Origin of the sequence: Plantactinospora sp. KLBMP9567, assembly GCF_033446045.1 — a bacterium.
Lineage (GTDB): Bacteria > Actinomycetota > Actinomycetes > Mycobacteriales > Micromonosporaceae > Plantactinospora.
Genome location: NZ_JAWQRR010000034.1, coordinates 83,015 through 102,191 on the forward strand (window position 1 = coordinate 83,015; position 19,177 = coordinate 102,191).

19 protein-coding genes and 1 pseudogene are annotated in these 19,177 nt (G+C 64.3%); 13 read left to right on the forward strand and 7 right to left on the reverse strand.

Going from position 1 to position 19,177, the window contains the following annotated elements; all coding sequences use genetic code 11:
- Window positions 1-142: 142 nt before the first annotated feature.
- Window positions 143-3,028: a tetratricopeptide repeat protein gene (locus tag R6Y94_RS25550; protein ID WP_318398391.1), complete on the forward strand. Its 2,886-nt coding sequence runs from the start codon at window positions 143-145 to the stop codon at window positions 3,026-3,028.
- 302 nt (window positions 3,029-3,330) lie between these two features.
- On the opposite strand, the gene R6Y94_RS25555 is transcribed toward R6Y94_RS25550, so the two are convergent.
- Entirely contained in the window at window positions 3,331-3,930 is a 600-nt protein-coding gene (locus tag R6Y94_RS25555) for a hypothetical protein (protein ID WP_318398392.1), read from the reverse strand.
- 79 nt (window positions 3,931-4,009) lie between these two features.
- The gene (locus tag R6Y94_RS25560; protein WP_318398393.1) at window positions 4,010-4,885 is read right to left on the reverse strand and encodes a nucleoside triphosphate pyrophosphohydrolase family protein; all 876 of its coding nucleotides are present in this window, start codon (window positions 4,883-4,885) and stop codon (window positions 4,010-4,012) included.
- A gap of 143 nt (window positions 4,886-5,028) precedes the next feature.
- Here R6Y94_RS25560 and R6Y94_RS25565 point away from each other — a divergent pair, with 143 nt between their 5' ends.
- The 4 genes from R6Y94_RS25565 to R6Y94_RS25580 are packed head-to-tail and all read left to right on the forward strand — an operon-like array spanning window position 5,029 to window position 7,452.
- The gene (locus R6Y94_RS25565; RefSeq protein WP_318398394.1) at window positions 5,029-5,274 is read left to right on the forward strand and encodes a hypothetical protein; all 246 of its coding nucleotides are present in this window, start codon (window positions 5,029-5,031) and stop codon (window positions 5,272-5,274) included.
- Window positions 5,274-5,660: a helix-turn-helix transcriptional regulator gene (locus tag R6Y94_RS25570; protein WP_318398395.1), complete on the forward strand. Its 387-nt coding sequence runs from the start codon at window positions 5,274-5,276 to the stop codon at window positions 5,658-5,660. The genes R6Y94_RS25565 and R6Y94_RS25570 overlap by 1 nt, the downstream gene beginning before the upstream one ends.
- A 7-nt stretch (window positions 5,661-5,667) precedes the next feature.
- Entirely contained in the window at window positions 5,668-6,642 is a 975-nt protein-coding gene (locus R6Y94_RS25575; protein WP_318398396.1) for an ImmA/IrrE family metallo-endopeptidase, read from the forward strand.
- Window positions 6,643-6,651: 9 nt separating this feature from the next.
- Window positions 6,652-7,452 (forward strand): hypothetical protein, encoded by an 801-nt coding sequence (locus tag R6Y94_RS25580; RefSeq protein WP_318398397.1) that lies wholly within the window; start codon window positions 6,652-6,654, stop codon window positions 7,450-7,452.
- Here R6Y94_RS25580 and R6Y94_RS25585 read toward each other — a convergent pair.
- Window positions 7,400-8,530, reverse strand: coding sequence for a nucleotide kinase domain-containing protein (locus R6Y94_RS25585; protein WP_318398398.1), 1,131 nt, complete (start codon window positions 8,528-8,530; stop codon window positions 7,400-7,402). The two genes, R6Y94_RS25580 and R6Y94_RS25585, sit on opposite strands and share 53 nt — an antisense overlap.
- Window positions 8,531-8,608: 78 nt before the next feature.
- On the opposite strand from R6Y94_RS25585, the gene R6Y94_RS25590 reads away from it, so the two are divergent.
- Entirely contained in the window at window positions 8,609-8,923 is a 315-nt protein-coding gene (locus R6Y94_RS25590; RefSeq protein ID WP_318398399.1) for a hypothetical protein, read from the forward strand.
- Between the two features lie 131 nt (window positions 8,924-9,054).
- On the opposite strand, the pseudogene R6Y94_RS25595 reads toward R6Y94_RS25590, so the two are convergent.
- Window positions 9,055-9,249: pseudogene (locus R6Y94_RS25595) on the reverse strand (IS5/IS1182 family transposase); the annotation flags it as partial.
- Window positions 9,250-9,258: 9 nt separating this feature from the next.
- On the opposite strand from R6Y94_RS25595, the gene xerC reads away from it, so the two are divergent.
- Complete coding sequence (xerC, locus tag R6Y94_RS25600) at window positions 9,259-10,431, forward strand: tyrosine recombinase XerC (RefSeq protein ID WP_318398400.1); 1,173 nt, start codon at window positions 9,259-9,261, stop codon at window positions 10,429-10,431.
- 281 nt (window positions 10,432-10,712) lie between these two features.
- Here the strand turns inward: xerC and R6Y94_RS25605 are convergent, their stop codons facing one another.
- The 3 genes from R6Y94_RS25605 to R6Y94_RS25615 are packed head-to-tail and all read right to left on the reverse strand — an operon-like array spanning window position 10,713 to window position 12,333.
- The gene (locus tag R6Y94_RS25605; protein ID WP_318398401.1) at window positions 10,713-11,009 is read right to left on the reverse strand and encodes a hypothetical protein; all 297 of its coding nucleotides are present in this window, start codon (window positions 11,007-11,009) and stop codon (window positions 10,713-10,715) included.
- Window positions 11,010-11,034: 25 nt separating this feature from the next.
- Entirely contained in the window at window positions 11,035-11,928 is an 894-nt protein-coding gene (locus tag R6Y94_RS25610) for an IS982 family transposase (RefSeq protein WP_318398402.1), read from the reverse strand.
- Between the two features lie 24 nt (window positions 11,929-11,952).
- Window positions 11,953-12,333 carry a hypothetical protein gene (locus R6Y94_RS25615; RefSeq protein WP_318398403.1) on the reverse strand — a complete coding sequence of 127 codons (381 nt, stop codon included), beginning with the start codon at window positions 12,331-12,333 and terminating at the stop codon, window positions 11,953-11,955.
- Between the two features lie 881 nt (window positions 12,334-13,214).
- On the opposite strand from R6Y94_RS25615, the gene R6Y94_RS25620 reads away from it, so the two are divergent.
- The 6 genes from R6Y94_RS25620 (at window position 13,215) to R6Y94_RS25645 (ending at window position 18,854) form a co-directional block, all read left to right on the forward strand.
- Window positions 13,215-13,559, forward strand: coding sequence for a hypothetical protein (locus R6Y94_RS25620; RefSeq protein ID WP_318398404.1), 345 nt, complete (start codon window positions 13,215-13,217; stop codon window positions 13,557-13,559).
- A gap of 402 nt (window positions 13,560-13,961) precedes the next feature.
- Window positions 13,962-14,852, forward strand: a complete 891-nt coding sequence (locus R6Y94_RS25625; RefSeq protein ID WP_318398405.1) for a hypothetical protein — start codon at window positions 13,962-13,964, stop codon at window positions 14,850-14,852.
- Window positions 14,853-14,937: 85 nt separating this feature from the next.
- Complete coding sequence (locus tag R6Y94_RS25630) at window positions 14,938-16,194, forward strand: peptidoglycan-binding protein (RefSeq protein WP_318398406.1); 1,257 nt, start codon at window positions 14,938-14,940, stop codon at window positions 16,192-16,194.
- A gap of 65 nt (window positions 16,195-16,259) precedes the next feature.
- Window positions 16,260-16,889, forward strand: coding sequence for an ABC transporter ATP-binding protein (locus tag R6Y94_RS25635; RefSeq protein WP_318398407.1), 630 nt, complete (start codon window positions 16,260-16,262; stop codon window positions 16,887-16,889).
- 41 nt (window positions 16,890-16,930) lie between these two features.
- The gene (locus R6Y94_RS25640; protein WP_318398408.1) at window positions 16,931-18,124 is read left to right on the forward strand and encodes an ABC transporter permease; all 1,194 of its coding nucleotides are present in this window, start codon (window positions 16,931-16,933) and stop codon (window positions 18,122-18,124) included.
- Between the two features lie 373 nt (window positions 18,125-18,497).
- Window positions 18,498-18,854, forward strand: a complete 357-nt coding sequence (locus tag R6Y94_RS25645; RefSeq protein ID WP_318398409.1) for a hypothetical protein — start codon at window positions 18,498-18,500, stop codon at window positions 18,852-18,854.
- Window positions 18,855-19,177: the final 323 nt, after the last annotated feature.

Here is a 19,177-nt window from a genome sequence, read left to right on the forward strand (position 1 = left end):
AACACCTTGACGGCTCGCTCAGAGCATGGACCCTCCTTTATTGACGAATACTGCCAATGTTCCGGGCCTGTGACCTTGGAGTCTCGATGGTTTGCTGAGGGCCGTCGAAAATGAGTGACCTTCGCCAAGGCAAGGTCGTCCGGTGGTGTGGGAGGGCGTCGTGACGGGTGGCACGGGGGTGTTCATCAGTCACACCTCGGACATGGCCCGGTATCCGGACCAAGCGGTGTCGTTCGTGCGGGCGGCGATCGACGCGGTGAACCGGGCGCGGCTGGTGCCCGTGGACATGGCCTACTTCGCGGCCCGCGACGGCCTACCCGCCGTCTACTGCCAGGAGCAGGTCCGGGCCTGCGATGTGTACGTGGCGGTGGTGGGGTTCCGGTACGGGTCGATAGTCCCGGGCGCGTCGGTGTCATACACCGAGTTGGAGTTCCTGACGGCCACCGAGGTCGGGCTTCCCCGGCTGGTGTTCCTGCTCGACGAGCCTCCCGATCCCTCTGCCGGGTTGGTTGACGCGGACCGGTCGCGGATCGACGCGTTCCGGACCCGGTTAGCTGACGCGGGCTTGATCCTGCGCACGTTCTCCAGCGTGGACCGGCTGGAGTTCGAGGTGTTCCACGCCCTCACGGAACTCAACCTGCATAGCAGCCGCGGAGCGGCGCGGGACACTCTGCCGGCAGCGCAGACAATGTTCGTGGGTCGGAATCGTGAGTTGGACCGGATCACTGCTGCGGTAACCGGCACTGCCTCGGGCAGTGGTGTGGTGGCAATCCACGCCATCGACGGCATGCCCGGCATCGGTAAGACCGCGCTCGCGCTACAGGCCGCGCATAGGCTAGCGGGCCAGTTTCCAGATCGGCGGCTGTTCGTCGACCTGCACGGTCACACTCCCGGACACGAGCCCACCGAGCCGGCCGACGCCCTCGCCGACCTGCTGCGCGCCGACGGCCTCGACCCTCGCCAGCTCCCCGACGGAGTGCCGGCCCGTTCGGCCCTGTGGCGCGACCGGATGAACGGCAAACGCGCCCTGCTCGTACTCGACAACGTACGGTCCACGGCGCAGGTACGGCCACTGTTACCCGGCTCCAGCAGCGTGCTGGTGCTGATCACTTCCCGGGTCCGGCTGGCTGACCTACACGAGGCCATCCAACTCAACCTGCGGCTACTGTCACCGCATGAGGCGTCGACGATGTTCCTCCGGCTGGTTCCCCGCGCGGCAGCCGAACCTGACGCGGTCGCGGAGCTGGTTGAGATATGCGGATTCCTGCCACTGGCAATCGGAATCATCGCGAGCCGGCACGCCAGCCGGCCCACATGGACGATGACGAACCTGCTCACGGAGTTGCGGGCCAGCGGGCGGGTGTTGACTGTCAGGGGTGAGGACGCCACGGTACGGGCCGCGTTCGATCTTTCCTACCGGCACCTGCCGCCCGACCGGCAGCGGTTCTTCCGGCTCCTCGGGCTACACCTCGGTGTCGACATCGACGCCTACGCTACGGCCGCCCTCACCGACACCGCCCTCGACCAAGCCGCCGATCACCTCGACGAGCTGTACAACGACCATCTCCTAGAGGAAACCGCACCCCGCCGCTACCGGATGCACGACCTCATCCGCACCTACACCCAGACCCTTGCGATCACCACCGACCCGCCCGAAGTACGCGACGGGGCAGTGGAACGGCTGCTCGACTACTACCAGCACACCGCGAGCCGCGCCGACCGCGTAATCGCCCGCTACACCCGCCCCTCAACCAACAGGACGATGGCGCCAGCCGCTGCGCCGGACCTCAACGGTTGGGATGTCGCCGCCGATTGGCTGCGCACCGAACGGACGAACTTGCTCGCCTGCCTGAACCACGCCACGGCCCGCAACCGGCACCAACGGGTTGTCGACCTCACCGCTGGCCTCACCAATCTGCTGCGCAACGATGACCCCTGGACGACCACGATTGACCTGCACCAGCGTGCCGCCAATCACGCCGCGCAGATCGGCGACCAGCTGAGTCAAGCCAACGCCCTTACCGACCTCGGGGCCATGCGGCGTCTGACCGGGGACTATTCGGCCGCAACTCAACTTCTGCTTGAAGCCTTGGACCTCTACCACACGCTCGACGAGCGACTTGGTCAAGCCAACGCCCTGCACCGATTGGGACTCGTTCGGCGACTGCTCGGCGACTACCCAGGCGCAACCCATCTACTACAACAAGCCCTAAACCTGCATCGCGCCGTCGGCGACCCGCTCGGTCAGGCCATCGCCCTTCGCGCGTTGGGGCTCGTCAGGTGCCTGACCGGGGACTACCCGGGCGCAACCGACCTACTACAACAAGCCCTAAACCTGCACCGCACGCTCGGTCACCGAGTCGGACAGGCCAACACCCTTCACCGACTAGGGCTCGTCAGGTGCCTGACCGGAGACTACCCCGGCGCAACCCACCTACTACAACAAGCCCTAAACCTGCACCGCGCCGCCAGCGACCCACTCGGCCAAGCCAACACCCTCCACCGACTAGGGCTCGTGCAACGGCTGCTCGGCGACTACCCAGGCGCAACCGACCTCCTGCATCAAGCCATGGATCTCTACCGGACACTCAACTCCCAACTCGGCCAGGCGTATACCCGCACAGACCTTGGAGCAGTGCATTACCTCACCGGCGACCACCCTGCCGCCGAAAACCTACTCCAGCAAGCAATAACCACACTCCGCGCAATCGGCGCCACGGGCGACGAGGCCGAAGCCCTCAATCACCTCGGTATCCTGCGCCGACTCACCGAACGCCCCAACCACGCCCGCGCACTGCACCAGGAAGCGCGCACCATCGCACACCACCACGGTCTTCGCCTCGAGGAGGCGCGCGCACTGGAGGGCATAGGCCGCGCCACCGCCGATCTCGGCGACATCGCCTCCGCCATCGTCCACCTACGGCAGGCACTGGACCTATACCAGGCACTCGGCGTCCCAGAAGCCGCTCAGGTGGCAACCGCTCTCAACACCCTCGACCCTTCAACTCCTGAGTTCCCCCCGCTTTGATGGAGCAGATGCCGGTGACGCCGCAAGCATGGCGACAGCCCGACAGTTGCTGGACATCTTGCTGCCCTCGGCTGGCGACGACCAACTTTAAGGAGTGAGTCGCCCCAGCGGTACACGGTCACGTGGTCCACCTCAACGCCCCGCTCACAGTGGCAGAGAGGGCTGTCAGTTCCGTCACCTGAGCGATCTCGCCGTACTGCCGCAACCAGACGCAGCGGATATAGACGCTGGCCTATCGCGCCGCCGTGCCCCGGTTGCATCGGTCGCCGGGACGGCATCTTTGCCGTTCGCGGAAGGAACGGTCAAGGATGAACCTTGGGCCTTGCGCGCCATGTCTCGACGAAGCTGTCCCAGTCCACGGGTTCCGCTTCGCGCACGGCACCAAGGAGCGCGGTCGTCGCACCGATCAGCGCTCGGGCGAGTTCGGCGCGTTCTCCAAACTCGGCCGGATCGGGCTTCCGGCGAACCAGGCGCTCGAGTCGTTCGTACGCCGCGATGGTACGCCGGGTCGTCTCGCCGAGATCCGCCGCTGGAGTCGCCAGTGGGGTGGTATCGAGCGTTCGCAGGAGCCAATCAAGCGCGTCGGTTCCGTCACTGCGAGGGCGCGCTTCCAAGGTCGGATTGGCGCCGAACAGGAGTCGGTCGACCTTTGGGTCCTGGTCCGCGAGGAAGGTGAGGTACTTCAGGCTATACACGAGGAGGTCCACGACCGTGTCGATCAGGCTCTCGTCTCGACTCGTCTGCGCGCCGTTCAACACGACTTCAAGCCGGTCGACCTTCCGGGCGATGTTGGCCATGATGGAGATGAGTTCGCCGCGTTTCTTCCACGAGTTGCCGTAGGCCGCGTCCTTCTCACGATGCAGGTTCGAGACCGCGTCGATGAACTGGGGGATGGTCGTCATGGCCTGCCTCTCGGTTGTCCGGTGCGAGTCTGTCTCTCCGGGATGGCGCGGTCCGCTTAACCGGCCGGTGGCTGAAGCGCTACGGCTGCAGGACGCGCATGTCTCTGCGCCGCATGTCGACCTCTACTGTCCCGCCGTTGTTCTTGGTGAGTTCTCGCCAGCAGCGGTAGCCCACCATGATCGCCTTTTCCCAGTCAGCTGCCCGGTGGCTGCTGACCTCGAGGTGCGACGTCATGCTGGTGACGGTCTGGAGTAGCTCGTTGTCGACGTGCTGGACGTCTTCGAAGAAGCCGTGTTGCGAGGCGTAGGAGAAGACGAGCGCGGACACGCCTTCTTCGATGGCAATCGCCCTACCGCCGTCTTCGGCCTCGTCGATCGACGGGGTGCTCTTGCGCTTGCGTTTGAGCAGGGATCGCATGACTGGTGACCAGCCGAGTACGGCTAGGTGGGCGAGGTGGAAGGCGTCGTGGTAGCGGTAGTCGTCTTCGATGTGGGATGCGTCGGTGAGCGGGTCCCCTACTGGCTTGCCCTCGCAGGTCAGGGCGATGACGGTCCGGCTGTCGCTGGTGCGGTGGGTGGGTGTGAAGGTGAAGCGGGCGAGGCGGGGAAGCTGCTCGTGTGGTGGCGCGCCGTCATCGAGCAGGGACTGGTCGGAGCTGGATGGTCGCCACCGGTCTTTGGCCTTCTCCAGGCTGGCGGCGGCGATGTCGTCCAGGTCGAGGTCGAAGCTGTGGGCGAGGGCGGCCACGTACCAGAGGACGTCTCCGAGTTCTTCCCGGAGGCGCTGCTTGCCCAGTTGGTATCCAGGGCCGTCGCGGAGGCGTTTCTTGTAGGCGGTGGCGACTGAGCCGGCTTCGCCGAGGAGCCCGAGCAGCGGGACCAGGACGGGGTCCTGGTCCTCGTTGGTCCTCTGCCGGGTCCTGACGGCTGCCTGTTGGTAACGACCGAAATCCACCGTCGACCTCCTGTCGGATCTCTCGACACCGCGTCTGGATATCCGACACGGGCTGTCGTATGATGACACACAGCCGTCGGATATGCCGACACCTTTAGTGGGGGTGCACCACGAGCAAGCATGACGTAACGGTGGGTGGTTTGGTGTCCGCGATCATCGAAGCACTCGCCGTACGCGCGAACAAGACTCCTGAAGAGATGCTGACCGAACTTGAGGCCGGTGGGCAGGAGCTACCGGTCGACTCCATCCTCATCGCCGAGATCTTGACCACGATCGAGGCCAAGTACCAGGTACGCATCGCGGCGGACGCGGAGGCCGCGCGGTCGACTCGATCGGTCTGGACCTTCGCCGAGACCGTGCGCCGCGCCATCGAAGAAAGCGACCACTAATGGATCAAGCCAGTCCTCGCCAGCCCGATCTCGAACTCGTCCAACTCGGTGAGCGCCTGAAGAAGACCCGAGAGTATCTGGGCATGTCGCAGCAGTACGTTGCCCACAACACGGGCATCCCCCGCACCGCGGTCAGCGACATCGAAAGGGGCAACCGCCGGGTCGACAGCCTCGAACTGAAGAAGCTCGCCCGCCTCTACAGCCTGCCGGTCAGCTACTTCCTCGACGAGCAAGAGCAGGCCGACGCCGGCGAACACGCCCTGGCAGGACTACCCCGAGCACTCGCCGGCCTGACCGACGGCGACAAGGCGGAGATCCTGAGATACGCCGAATACCTCAAGTTTAAGCGCATCGCCGAACAGTCAGACCAGAACGACGAGCGGTAGGCGGACGGTGAACTGGAACGTCGCCAACGCGACGGCGATGCTGCGCGCGCCGCAGGTCCACCGTGATCTCGGCATCGACCGCTCCGGCTACGTCGACGTCTTCGCCGCCTTGCGGACGGCCGGTCTCGACTGTCACGCCAGGAAACTGCCCCGCCTGTTCGGCTTCTACTTCTCCCCCGCCGACAACGGTCCCGCGGTCCTCCTCAACGCCAACCTCAACGAGACCACCCTGCGGCACACCGCCGCGCACGAGTTGGGCCACCACGTCTTCGACCACGGCAGCCGCGCCGACACCGACCTGGACGTCGCAGGTGCCCTGCCCGGCCGGGCCTGGACGCCCGAGGAGAAGCAGGCGGAGAGCTTCGCCGCGTGGTTCCTCATGCCCCCACCAGCGGTGGAAGCCGCCATGCGACGAGCAGGCATCACCCGGTTCGATAGCCCCGAGCAGGCGTACGAACTCGCACAGTGGCTCGGCACGTCGTACGCCGGGACGGTGCGTCACCTGGGACGGCTACGCAAGATCAGTGGAAGAGTCGCGGCCAGTTGGAGCCGCATGGCACCGGGGCGTGTCCGGACACGCCTGTATGACGGCGCGCCCGCGAGGTCGAGGGTGCTGACGGTACGGCCGCAGGCCCACGGCGGGCTGCTGCACGTCTCCGCCGGAGATGTCATCGTCCCGCTGCTCGCGGGGGCGATCGACCGGCTCCCGGTCGGTCTACGGCTGACGGCCGACACCAGCGTGCGACCGGGCAACGTCGAGCCGGCCGGCCCCGGTGTCGTCGATTTCGACGACGCTGATCGTCTCGCGGTCGAAGTCACCGACCAGTTCACCGAAACGTCCACCCTCGAACTTCAGGTATCCGGACACGACGAGCCCTTCACGATCACGCTGCTGCCCACTCCCCGGCGGTTCGGGGTCGACAAGGTATGGACCGCCCAGCAAGACGACGACGCATCAGGTTCAGGCACCGACGATCAGTGAGGAACCTTCATGGACACCTTCACCGTCTCCGGACCCGACATCTCCGCCGCGTGGATTCGCGCCTGCAGGGCGCTCGATCAGCTACCCGGCCGCCGCGCGTATCACACCGTGGTACGCATCGAGGATCCCACCTCCGACGACCCGAGGGTCAGGTCACGGCTGGACCGGATACTGACGTCGAAGCAGAAGCAGCCGGTCCGCACGGTGGCGAACACAATCTTTCCCGCCGCGCTGGCCCGATCCGCTAAAGATCACGACACGCTCGTCGCCCGATACCAGGACGCTTTCCCCACACTCAAGCGGCTGCACCGCGGGAACCAGCTCGGGACGTACTTCGACCGGCTGATCAACTACCCGGGACCTCGCGGAAGAAATGACCAGCTCGCCTTCATCATCGGGCGGCTGCGGCAGCAGCAGGAGACCCGCGGCCCGATGACCGCGTGCTACGAGGCCAACCTCGTCAGTCCCGCCGCCGATCATGACCGGGGAGCGGTCGCTGTCTCGGCACCGGTGCGTGTACCCGGAGTGGACAACGGCATCATGCAGTTTCCGTGCCTGAGCCACTGTTCGTTCCAGCTTGACCGCGCGGGTCGGCTACACCTCACCGCGCTCTACCGCAGCCAGTACATGGTCGAACGCGCCTACGGCAACTATGTGGGGCTCGGCGAGTTGCTGGCCTACGTCGCGGAACGTAGTGGACTCCACATGGGCAGGCTGACCGTCGTGGCCGGGTATGCCCAGATCGACGGCGGGTTCATCACCAAAATCCGACCGCTTCTCGCGGAAGCGACGACGCCGCTGGCTGCCTGAACACGTACGTCGACGTGCCGGTAGAGGCGGCCACCCCGGACGGTCCACTGTCGTTGATGCCCCACTTCGGGGGAAACCACGCCGGCACCGGCTCGGACACCGGTTGAAACTTCTGCTTGATACGCGTGCGGCCGCTATGCCCGGCGATCTCCGGATGGGCGACACGGGCGTACTTGTCGACCTCGCAGAACAGGTTCTGGCAATCGATGAGCTGCAATGGCCGCCCCTCAAGCCTGACGAAGCCCAGGCCGAGACGGGAGAAGTGCTCCTCCTGGTGGTCGGCCATGTATCGGATCACGTCCGCCTCGATACCGATGGCGGCGGCGCCGAAGCACTTCCGGATGCCGTCACGCGCACCGGGGCCAGGCACCACAAACTCCATCTCGTCGTAATCCAGCACTGACGAGTAGTTGAGGTCGATCAGGTACTGGTAGGCCAGGAAGTCACCGATCGCCGGGTACTCCCGCAAGACCTCGAACGCCACACGCATCGACCCCGCGTCGCGTACCCGCGCGGCAGCCTTGGTCTTCATCATCATCTCGATGAGACGCAGATGGTTACTGTGTTTCCGGTCCTCGCCCAGCGCCGGCGGCGGCACCACATAGGCGGCCGAGTAAAGCCGCTCACCTCGAGCGAAGGCATCGCCTAGCACCTGGTCGTACCGGGTGTAGTCGTACCCCTGCCAGCTGATCCCACCGAACGCGTCGACCAGCAGCCGCCAGGTCGAGATCCGGTTGAACACCTTGAACAGCAGGGTCCGGAAGAAGACCTCCTCCGGTTCCTGGGAGCCCGCGTACGAGACGTCGCGGATGAGGTACTGGCTGACACGGTCCGCGGCACGGAAGCAGTTCGTGAAGCGATGCTGCCGGATGATCGGGTCGGACGTCCACGGCCCCGGAACGCCACGACGCCTCGCCTCATAGACGGCTTGACGAGCCGCCGCGAAACGCCAGTAGGTGTCGAAAACGACCGTCGGCCGCAACCGTCGACCACCCACCACGATCTCTGACGGCAGGGCCTCTGTCGACGCGGGACCAGCCACCTGGACATCATCCAGGAGACAGAGCTGGTCAGGCATCTGCCCAGCCGGCGTAGCTATGGTCATCTACTCCGCCCCTCGTGACGCGAATCGCGTTACGTGTCTCATACTACTGGTATGCAGTCCGATCTGCCTGAACTCAGAAGGCGAGTTTCGGCTGCCGTCTTCGGCAACCGCGCGGCAGCCGAAGTGATCGGCGCGATCGAACAGCTCACTGAGGCCGGGGAACCATCAGTTACCACTCGAATGGTGGCCAACACCGCAGGCCTCGGCGACAGCGTGGTCCGACCCGTCATGATTCGACTCGAGGCGGCGGGAGTGGTCCAGGCACAGGCAAGACCCAACGGCCCCCGGTCCCCGCTGCACTACCAGGTCCAACGGGGTGAGCTCTGGATCGCCCTCACCGCGCTCGTCAAGACCTTGCCCCACTAGTAGTGCTTTGTCATGATCTGATTGGGTAACGGGGTTTCCGTGTGGGGAACCGTGTTTTGCAGGTGGGGCAAGCGCCGGCCAGGCGGACGATTAGGTGTTGCAGGTGCCGGATCGCGCGGCGATCTGTACGTGGCGTGGTAGCGGACGGCGAGCTTGTCGAACCGGGTGGCCACGGCCCGGTGGCGCTTGAGCTGGTTGATCCCGTACTCGGCAGCGTGGCGCTGCTTGTAAATCTCCAGGTTGAACGCCGGTGGTCGGCCGCTCTTCGACCCGAGCTTGCGGCGGTGGGCGTCCTGGTCGGCCTTGCTGGGAATGGTCGCCTTGATCCTAACTGGTTGTCGACCAGGACTCGGATCCGGCCGACGACCCGGACGCACTACACCCGGGATGTGGAGCACTTCCTCATCCCGCACATCGGCCAGCTGATCCTCGGCGAGTTGACGTCGCGGCAGCTCAACACCGCGTTCACGCAAATCGCGTCGACGCGGAACCGGTCCGGGCAGCCGCAGACCGCCTGCACACTGCAGCACGTCCACACCACCCTGCGGGCCGCGCTCACCGGAGCGGTCCGCGAAGGGCTGATCGCCGACAACCCGGCCCGGCGGGTAGAACTACCCGCCCGCCCACGCCCGCAGGCCCAGGTGTGGACCGAGGCCCGCGTCGCCGAATGGAAAGCCACCGGTCAGCGACCCACCGTCGCGGTCTGGACACCCACCCAGCTGGCGAGCTTCCTCGACTACGTCCGCGACGACAACCTGTTCGCCCTGTGGTGGCTGATCGCCCTACGCGGGCTGCGCAGGGGTGAGGCCGCCGGCCTGCGCTGGACCGAGGTCGACCTCCATGGAGGCCAACTGTCGGTGGTGCGGCAGCGGACCACCGCCGGCTACGACGTACACGAAGGTCCACCAAAGTCGACGTCCAGCCGGCGGACTGTCGCCCTGGACCAGCACACCGTCCGGGTACTGCGCCAGCACCGCGACCGGCAACACCAGCGGCGCGCCGCACGTGCCGAGGCTGGCGGGGTATGTCACGACAGCGGTTACGTGTTCACCGGCCCCGACGGGCTGCCGATCCACCCCGGCTACCTCACCCAACGGCTACGGCTCCTGGTCAATCGGGCGGGGCTGCCTCCGATCCGGCTGCACGACCTGCGGCACGGCGCCGCCACCCTGGCATGCGCCGCCGGCGCCGACCTGAAAGCGGTCCAGGACCAGCTCGGCCACGCCACCATCGTGCTGACCGCCGACACCTACACCAGCGTCCTACCCGAGTCGCAGCGCGCGGTAGCCGAAGCCACCGCACGCCTCGTCCTCGACGCCGGCAAACCCGGTGAAGAGATCCGACGTCAACTGCGCCACGGCCGGGACACACCGCAGGAGCCTGCGGCCGCGCAGGAGCGGCCGGCAGGTGGATGCCGGCCGCGCTGGAGGCCGTCTCGGGCTGCGGGGGCGGCCGGGCTTCGGGCTTCGTACCGTCGCCGGGCCGGTCGGGCACACGGATCCGGTTGACCGTACGCGTTCCTCGGACCCTGGCCGTTCTGGCAACGGTGGTGCGGGAACGTGGGTGTGCGCCGTAGGGCCCCGGTCCCCGGTCGCCAGGCCGTGACCGGTCTTGCCCAGTCCCGTACGCCGTTCGGCGGTCCAGCTAGAACGGCATGTCGAGGTCGGGCCTGCGGTTGATGGGGGTCCAGGTTTCGTCCTCGGGGGCGGGCGTTTTCATGGCGATGATGACCTCATTGACTTGAGCGCGTTGGGCGGCGATCGCAACGACTTGCTCGGTGCCTCGCGGGTCAGGAGCGGGTGTTGGAGTACGTGACCTCGAATCCCCCGCGAGCACCGGTTTGCAGGGCGTCATCGTCGATCGCGACGCGGAGGTAGTCGGCGGGCAAGTACATGCCCTTGAGGACGAACCGGTCACGGGGTGTGAAGTCGGTGGTCTTGACGAACTTGAACCAGAACGGGCTGGGGGCAAGCCGCCAGTCCCGGGAGTTTGCGGGCGTCTGGGGTCCGAGATTCATCCGGCCGAGTTGGTCGACCAGTCCATCTCGGTTGCGGTGTGTCGGCAACACGATGCGTGCGGTGGCCATCTAGACGAGTAGTTCCGAAATCCGGTCAGTGGTCGTAGGCGATCAGTGACCAGGTGACGGGTGCGCCGGTCTTGTTGTTGTGCCAGATCACGGCTGCCATGGCCAGGAGACGCTGAGCCACTCGTACCGCGACACCGGCGAAGGTCCGTCCGCTGTGTTCTTCCAGGTCAAGCTGGCCCTTGAGGGTGTCGTTGACCGACTCGATCAACTGCCGGACCTTCTTGAGCACCGGCTCGCCGTAACGGGCCTTCTCCCGCTTACGGGACGGGCGCGGCAGTTCGATGCCCCGCGTGGCCAACTGCCGCTCGAACGGCCTGGAGGCGAAACCCTTGTCGCTGATCAGCAGGATCCCGTCGCGTTCGGCGATCACGCCCGCCTCGACCTCCAGCATCGCCGCGAGGACCTCCCGCTCGCCGATCTTCGGGTTGGCCAGGGCCCACAGGATCGGCATCCCGGTCGGTGTGCATACCAGGTACAGCCGTAAGCCCCAGAAGAACCGGGAGTGGGAGGCACAGTAGCCGTACCCGGCCCACCCGGCCAGGTCCGAGCGTCGCACGGTCGGGCGGGACATACCGCACGGTACCGGGGTGGAGTCGACGAGCCAGTGGTTGTCGAACCAGAAGTCACTATCACGGGCCAGGTCCCGGATCGCCTTCTTGATCAGCGGCAGGGCGGCGCGGAGCCGTTTGTTGTAGCCCGGCCGCTGCGGCGGGTACGGGAACATGCCGGCCAGGTGGATACGGGCGTAGCGGATCCAGTGCGCCTCCGAGCGGGCGCCGAGCAGGACCTGCGCTACGGACAGGCAGACCAGTTCGGAGTCGGTCAGCAGTGGTGGCCTGCCCCGCCACCGGGGTGTCCGGATGCTGTCGTCGATCTTCACATAGAGTGCGGTCAAGAGGGTGTCCAAGTCTTGCGTCACAACACGATCTTGGACGCCCTCTTCTCATGCCCAGACATCGACCTTTGACTTCGGAACTACTCGTCTAGAGACCCTTGCCCTGCATGAACTCGCCGACCTCGAGCCACTTCCGATCCCCGAGGCGGGTAGATTCCCGGGCTGGAAGGGCCAGGCGGCCCACGGCGCGTCGACGGCGGCCTTCAGCAAAGGTCCGTCCGCCAGGGGCGCGTAGTCCCGCAGCCGCTGGGCCGCGGTCTCGAACCAGCGGGTGACCTCGTCTTCGATCCGGGCGATCAGCGCGAGCAGTTCCCGGATCTCCTGGGCGTGGGCGACCACCGTGTCGGCGACCCGGTCGAGGTCGTCCGCGACCCGGTCCGCCCGGGCCCGATCCTGCGCGACCCTGTCCCGGTAGGACTGCCTCGACACCGACACCTACACCTACCGCGCCGGTCGGCCACGCCGCTCGTGATCGGCGGCCTGCCCCCGCACCTCGCCTGCCCGGGTGCGTAGGCGCCCGGCCGGCCGGTTCGTCCGGGTCCCCGTACAGTCCCAACACCGCTGCCCTCTCAGCGTCACCGCCGCCACACCTCGGGTTTGTCGTACGCGTACAGCGAACAGACCATCGCTGTCCGTCAGAGCGGCAGGCTTAGCGTGCCCCACGGGGCTATCGGTTCGCAACCCCTACGGCGAGGTGACACGTCGACACCGACCGCGCGACCCGGTCCGAAATCCACAAAGGACGAGTGCCGAAGGCGGATCATTCAACAACCGGGTCATCTGTCGTCGAGCATGACGAAGCCGCGTCGGTATAACGTCAGCCAGCGTTTCGGACCTGGGTGCCGGTTCGACGAGCAGCGCGGCGAGTTTGGTCGTTTCCCTGGGCATCGTGGAATTCGGCAGGGAGAACGATCGCCGGGAAAAGCCACTTGGCATCCATCTTGGGTCATGCGGCATGAAGATCAAATTAGATGGACGTCGTCGCCGGAACCGTCGGCGGGGGCCCGCTGCGACCCCGCCGCCACCGCACGTCCGTGGCCTGCGCCTTTGCTGCCATCCATCACACAGAACCACCCCGCATCCGAGGTCAAGCGCGAACATCCCCCCGGCCCCGGGAGTTCCCCGCAACCCACCCCGTACCGCAATCCCATGGTTCAGTAGCAGGTGTGGATTGATCTAGCAACTAGATCGCCTGTTGCATTGGTCACAGTTGATAGAAGAAGCCCAAGGCCATCGATGACTGTTAAGGTTCCGTACTGGGTACCCGACGATTAATCGGCAGACTTCAACGAAGAGATCGGGGATCAAGCATGATCAGACGTGCATCAAGGATCGCGTTGGCTGCCACGTTCAGTGCGATTTCTGCTGTGGCTTTCGCTGTTCCGGCCCAGGCCGATCAGGTTGACCTCTTCGAAAACCCCGGCTTCAGCGGCGGCTACGACTACCGGACCACGCCGGACACCATGTTCTCCAACAACACATTCAACAACGGGCACGCCTTGGACAACGCAATCTCGTCTGTCGTCAACTTCGGTTCGACGGCCCGGCTGTGTACTGGTAACAGCTACACCGGATCATGCTTCAACCCTCCCCCGAACGGCGGCGGGAACCTGAACGCAACCTTCAACGACCAGTTCTCCTCCATCACCTTCTAGGTATCGTTGACCGGATAGCGGAATCCGCTTAGCGCTACGGGGGTAAGGCGCGCTTAGTGAGTTTCGGTAAGGTGACGGTTTAGCGGGTGACATGCGAGTGTGACGGCGACGTCGCTGATGTGGCGTGGGGTCCCGACTGACGGAAAGAGTTCCGAGCGGTTCTTTTTCCGGGGACTCCACGCCTGTACCCAGCACCGCTAGGTTGGCATGGCCTGCCCGTGTCACCCGCAACAACAGCTCCCCATCAGTAGAATTAAGGTACTCGGTCGACGATCTTCGCTAATCGCGGAGGCGGCACCACCTGGTGTTTCGATTGACCAGCAGACCTCACGAGAGGCACTCACTCATTGTGTCTCCGGACGCACTGCCTCTCTTACGGACGCCGAAATAGGGTAGACTTGCATGAAGATATCGTTTGCCGCCATCACAAAAGCGCTACCCCCGCTGCTCGTCATGGGAGTTCTCGCTGGCGGATGTTCCAGCGCGGCGAAGACAACAACGGCTGGCGAACCCGAAATCACACAACTCCTCGACGTCAGTAGCCTTGCAAACTTCTCTTTCCCGCTTGACCCATATCGGAGTTTGCCATGGCAGGATGGCGCCATCCAGCAAGCCGAGCATCTATTGGTGGAGCGTTGCCTTCTGCCCTTCGGGCTCGAGGCCCCTACGCCGGCGAAGCTCATCCCTGTACGGGACATCCACGTCGAACGTCGGTACTCGCTCGTACCGGCAGCTGATGCCGCCCGCTACGGCTGGAAGATGCCACCGAAGGCAGATCAGCCCGATGACAAGCCTTCAGAGGAGTTGTTGTCAGGTGAAGTCAAGGCAGTTTTGAGTGGCCGAGGCCCATCCACATACAATGGACGCGCCGTTCCCAAGGGCGGGTGTTATGGCGAGGCGCGACGAACTCTCGGTACAGATATCGATCCTGAGCGGCTTACAGACGATCTCGATTTCCGGGCACTCGATATGACGAAACGTCACAGCCGAGTCGTCGCGGCAACCCGGCAATGGAGTTCATGTATGAAGTCCGCCGGATTCGACTACTCAAGTCCCGAGAACGCGGTCGCTGACCCCATGCTACAAGGGGAGACGACCTCAGAGGCCGAGATCAGAGTAGCGAGCGCTAGCGTCGACTGTGCCACAAAAGCTGACCTCCTCGCCATCAGCCTTACCGTCGATGTAGCGTATCAGGAACGCCTGCTCGAGGAGAACGCGTCGACGCTCGCAGCCATCAAGGACGCCCGCGAAAAGGCACGTCGAAAGGCGTCGGAGATTCTCAATGGGGGCTAGGCGGGGCGTCACCGCAGATGGCTCCCCGCTCGCCCGCCGCCGCCGCGTGGTGATGATGGTAGCTATCAGCGCCACATTATTGTCGGTGGCCGGTCTAGCTGCGTCGTCGATGATTCAGTCGCCGCAGCAAGCCGTGGCTGACGCGAGAGGCCCGGGTCCCACCGTGCTAACCGCAGAGGTCGAGCACAGGACGTTGACGGACACCGTCATCATCCGTGGGTCGGTGGCTGGGAGTCGCACAGTCGAGGTGCAGCCGGCCACCGTTGAGGGGCGGACGCCCATCGTCACTGCGGTGCGCATCAAGGTCGGCGCGTCCGTCGCGGCTGGCGACGTCGTAATGGAGGTTTCAGGACGTCCGATCATCGCTCTACCCGGAGTTAAACCCGCCTACCGCGACCTGTTGCCGGGGTCGAAGGGCGAGGATGTCAGACAACTCCAAGCAGCGTTGAGGTCGCTCGGGTACAAGCCGGGGAAATTAGACGGTGTGTTCGGACCGGGAACGAAGAACGCACTCGCCGACTTTTATGTGGACCTGGGGTTCGAAGCCACCACTACAAGCACAACAGATGAGTCGGCGATCGCGGCCGCTGAGGACGCCGTCGTCCAAGCCGATCGGGCCGTCGAGGACGCGCGGGATGTTCGGGCCAGGGCCAAGCAGGCCGCGGTCGGAACTACCTCGAAGGCGTTGGCTAGAGCGGAGGAGGACGCGCTGCGCGCACGGCGACACCTAGCCGAGCTCGAGAGGGTGAGTGGGACGATGTTGCCTCTCTCCGAGGTCGTCTTCCTGCCTGCGTTCCCAGCCCGTGTTGAGAAGCTCTCGGCTCAAGTTGGTGCGACAATCAAGGAGGCGCCCCTGGTTTTGTCGAGCGGCGACCTCGTGGTAAACGCCTCGGTCAACGCCGTGCAGCGGCAGAGATTGAAGGTCGGTATGCCGACGAAGATTGATTCGGAGGCCTCTGAGGGAACGAACTCGGGCAAGATATCGGCCATAGGTGAGTTGTCGGCTTCTTCCCCCGACGGCGGGTTCAGTCATCCGGTGACCATCAAGCCAGACGAACCACTACCGTCGAACTTGAGTGGCCAAGAGGTGCGGCTGTCGATAGAGACAGCGACAACAGGTGATCGGGTCCTCGTCGTTCCGCAATCGGCTGTGTTCTCAGTCATCAATGGATCCTCCGCAGTTCTACGTCAGGACGCTCACGGCCCCCTGACAAAGATCATTGTTAGCGTCGATGCTAGCGGTGACGGATACACGGCGGTCACTCCAGCCAACGAGGGACACCTGAAGCCGGGTGACCGTGTGCTGGTAGGTGATACATCTCTGTTTCCGGATCTGCAATGACCCAAAACAGCCCGCCTTTGGTGGAACTCTGTGGCGTTGCGATGACATACGCGGGCCCTCCTCCGGTGGACGCTTTGAAGGCCACCGACCTCAAGGTGGCTCGGGGCGAGTATGTAGCCCTGATCGGACCTTCTGGCTCCGGGAAGTCGAGCTTGCTCAACATCATTGGGCTGCTTGATCGCCCGACGCAGGGGACCTATCTGCTGGACGGGAGGGACGTCGATCGGCTTTCTGAAAGCGCGCGGGCGGCCGTTCGTGGCTACAAGATTGGCTTCGTCTTTCAGGCGTTCCATCTACTGTCACATCGAACGCTGGAAGACAACGTTGCCCTCGCAATGCTGTACCGGGGTACACCGCCTTCTGCTCGCCTTTCTACTGCCCGCGCCGCTCTGCACCGGGTCGGGCTCGGGCACCGTTCCGGCGCATTGCCGACCCAGCTTTCGGGCGGAGAACGACAACGGGTGGCCATTGCACGTGCCGTGGCCGGCGAGCCACCGCTGTTGCTTTGCGATGAACCCACCGGCAATCTCGACAGTCGAACGGCTGATAGCATCATGAATCTCATCACGGATCTTCACCGTTCTGGCCTAACAATTGTAATGATTACGCACGACCTGGACATCGCGGCGCGTGCGGGGCGAGTGGTCTCGATCCGAGACGGTAAGGTCAGAGAGGGTTTGGTGAGTTCCCCGTGAAGAGGCAGCCACCGTCAGGCCAAGAGAAGTCAAGGTTCGGCGTGCGTGACCTACTTGCGGAGTCGCTCGCCGGAGTCTTACAACGTCCTGGCCGCACGGTGCTCACCATGCTGGGCACGGTCCTCGGCGTAGGCGCATTTGTCGCGGTTCTGGGGCTTACCAGTACGGCCAGCGGTCAAATTAGCGAACACTTCAATGCACTGGTGGCGACCGAGGTTGTCGTCAAAGGCGCAGACAATCCCGACACAGTCACGGGAGACCTGGCCTTCCCGGAGGATGCTGACGGACGGGCCGAGCAGTTGCGAGGTGTACGGCGTGCGGGCCTTGTCTGGCCGCTTCCTGAGAAGCTCACCAAAAGCTTGCGCGGCTCATTGCTGCCTGGGACGCGTTCGGTTGAGAATCTGCCTGTGCTGGCTGCGTCGGCAGGGTTTCTCCCAGCCAACCGGCCCACTGCCTGGACGGGACGCCTCTTTGACCGCGGACACGAGGATCGCCGAGACCGGGTTGCTGTTCTCGGTGTCGGTGCCGCCCGGCAACTTGGCATCTATTCAATCGCAGGTATGCCGGCCATCTTTGTCGATGGCGTCCCATTCGCTGTCATCGGTGTCTTGCAGGACGTCGACCGCAACACCGAACTGCTTTCCGCTGTTGTGCTTCCAAGCCGGACTGTCGAACTCCTCTGGGGCAAGCCGGAGGCGACGAACTCCGTCATAATGCGAATCGACACCGATATGGGCGCTGCGGCAACCGTAGCCGGTCAGATCGCCGTTGCCCTACGCCCGGATGATCCGATGCTGTTTGCCGTGGTGCCGCCACCTGATCCACGCCAACTACGTGATTCGGTCGACTCCGACCTTGACGCCTTCTTTCTCGTCCTAGCAGGAATCTGCTTACTCATCGGAACGATTAGCATCACGAACACCACGTCCGTCGCGGTACTGGAGCGGCTATCAGAAATCGGCCTGCGCCGCTCGCTGGGCGCCCGCCCTGCACATATTGGAGGACAATTCTTAACTGAGGCGGCGATCGTCGGCACCATTGGTGGCCTCATCGGTACTGCCCTTGCAGTTCTTGCCGTGGTTTCCGCAGCAGCCGCTCAACGCTGGACGCCTTTGCTCGACCCTTGGTTGGTGTTACCCGCCCCGTTACTCGGTACAGTGATTGGCGTCCTGGCCGGGATCTATCCGGCTATGCGCGCTGCCAGCGTGCAACCGGTCAGTGCGTTGCAGCGCTGAGACTCGGAGCGCTACGTCTGCGGTGACCGCCCCAAGCGTTGGCTTGCGGCGGCCTTCAGGCGGCAGCTGTAGCGCGCAGGAGTTTTCCTTTGTAGAGAATCTCGGGCGCCCGTCTCGAGAGTAGGGCCACAGCTATTAGCGGCCGGCTCTGCTTGAGAGATCGCGTCTTCCATCGTCGCAGCTCGTCAACGCCTGGCGCTCATTCAGGGAAAACTTGGCGCCCGTCAACCCCCGCAACACAATAGGGCGAGCTATGTGGCGGTCATCACAAGTATTTTGGTAACCGAAGTCGATCGATGACTGTTAGTTTCTATTTATGGGCGCCCGACAGTTTTCCGTCTTGTCGACTCACGAAGAGATCGGGGAATCGAGCATGATCAGACGTGCATCACGAATTGCGCTTGCCGCTGCCCTTGGTGTAGCAACTACGGCGGCTCTCGCAATCCCTGCCCACGCAGCCCAAATCAACCTCTTCGAGAATGCGAACGCCAACGCCGGCGGCGGAGGGTTCGACTACAGGACCACCCCCGACAGCACCTTCGCCAACAACACGTTCGACAATGGTAACCCCTTGAATGATGCGATTTCGTCGGTCTTCAACTATGGCTCGACGGCAAGGCTGTGTACCGGCTTCGACTACACGGGGTCCTGCATGGCCAATATCCCCAGTGGCGGTATCATCAACTTGAGCACCGGCCTCAACAACGCCTTCTCCTCCATCAACTTCTAGCTGCCAGGTTCGTCGTCGGAAGCCCTGAGCAAGCAGATCAGGAATTCGTTGAGGCGGCCTACCGGCAGTCGCCGTCTGGACTTGATTAATTGCTCGCTCGCAATGCGATAGGCATTTGGGTGCCGCTAGTACTTCAGCCATCTGAATACTAGCGGCACCCAGTGTGTGACCGACCTCGCGAGCCTTTTCGCCGGGCTGACACCTGCATTCAGCCTCATTGTTATCGCTCTACCCCTTTGGGTGGCGAAGTAGTGACATTCCGCCACCCTGCCCAGGACCAGTCTCACAAACCTCACCCAACAAGGTGCAGGACACCCGTTGGC

Coding starts and splice junctions, on each gene's coding strand:
- R6Y94_RS25555 (WP_318398392.1), bottom strand. CDS start 3,930: ATGACGACCATCCCCCAGTTCATCGACGCGGTCTCGAACCTGCATCGT.
- R6Y94_RS25570 (WP_318398395.1), top strand. CDS start 5,274: ATGGATCAAGCCAGTCCTCGCCAGCCCGATCTCGAACTCGTCCAACTC.
- R6Y94_RS25580 (WP_318398397.1), top strand. CDS start 6,652: ATGGACACCTTCACCGTCTCCGGACCCGACATCTCCGCCGCGTGGATT.
- R6Y94_RS25585 (WP_318398398.1), bottom strand. CDS start 8,530: ATGCCTGACCAGCTCTGTCTCCTGGATGATGTCCAGGTGGCTGGTCCC.
- R6Y94_RS25590 (WP_318398399.1), top strand. CDS start 8,609: ATGCAGTCCGATCTGCCTGAACTCAGAAGGCGAGTTTCGGCTGCCGTC.
- R6Y94_RS25605 (WP_318398401.1), bottom strand. CDS start 11,009: ATGGCCACCGCACGCATCGTGTTGCCGACACACCGCAACCGAGATGGA.
- R6Y94_RS25620 (WP_318398404.1), top strand. CDS start 13,215: ATGATCAGACGTGCATCAAGGATCGCGTTGGCTGCCACGTTCAGTGCG.
- R6Y94_RS25625 (WP_318398405.1), top strand. CDS start 13,962: ATGAAGATATCGTTTGCCGCCATCACAAAAGCGCTACCCCCGCTGCTC.
- R6Y94_RS25645 (WP_318398409.1), top strand. CDS start 18,498: ATGATCAGACGTGCATCACGAATTGCGCTTGCCGCTGCCCTTGGTGTA.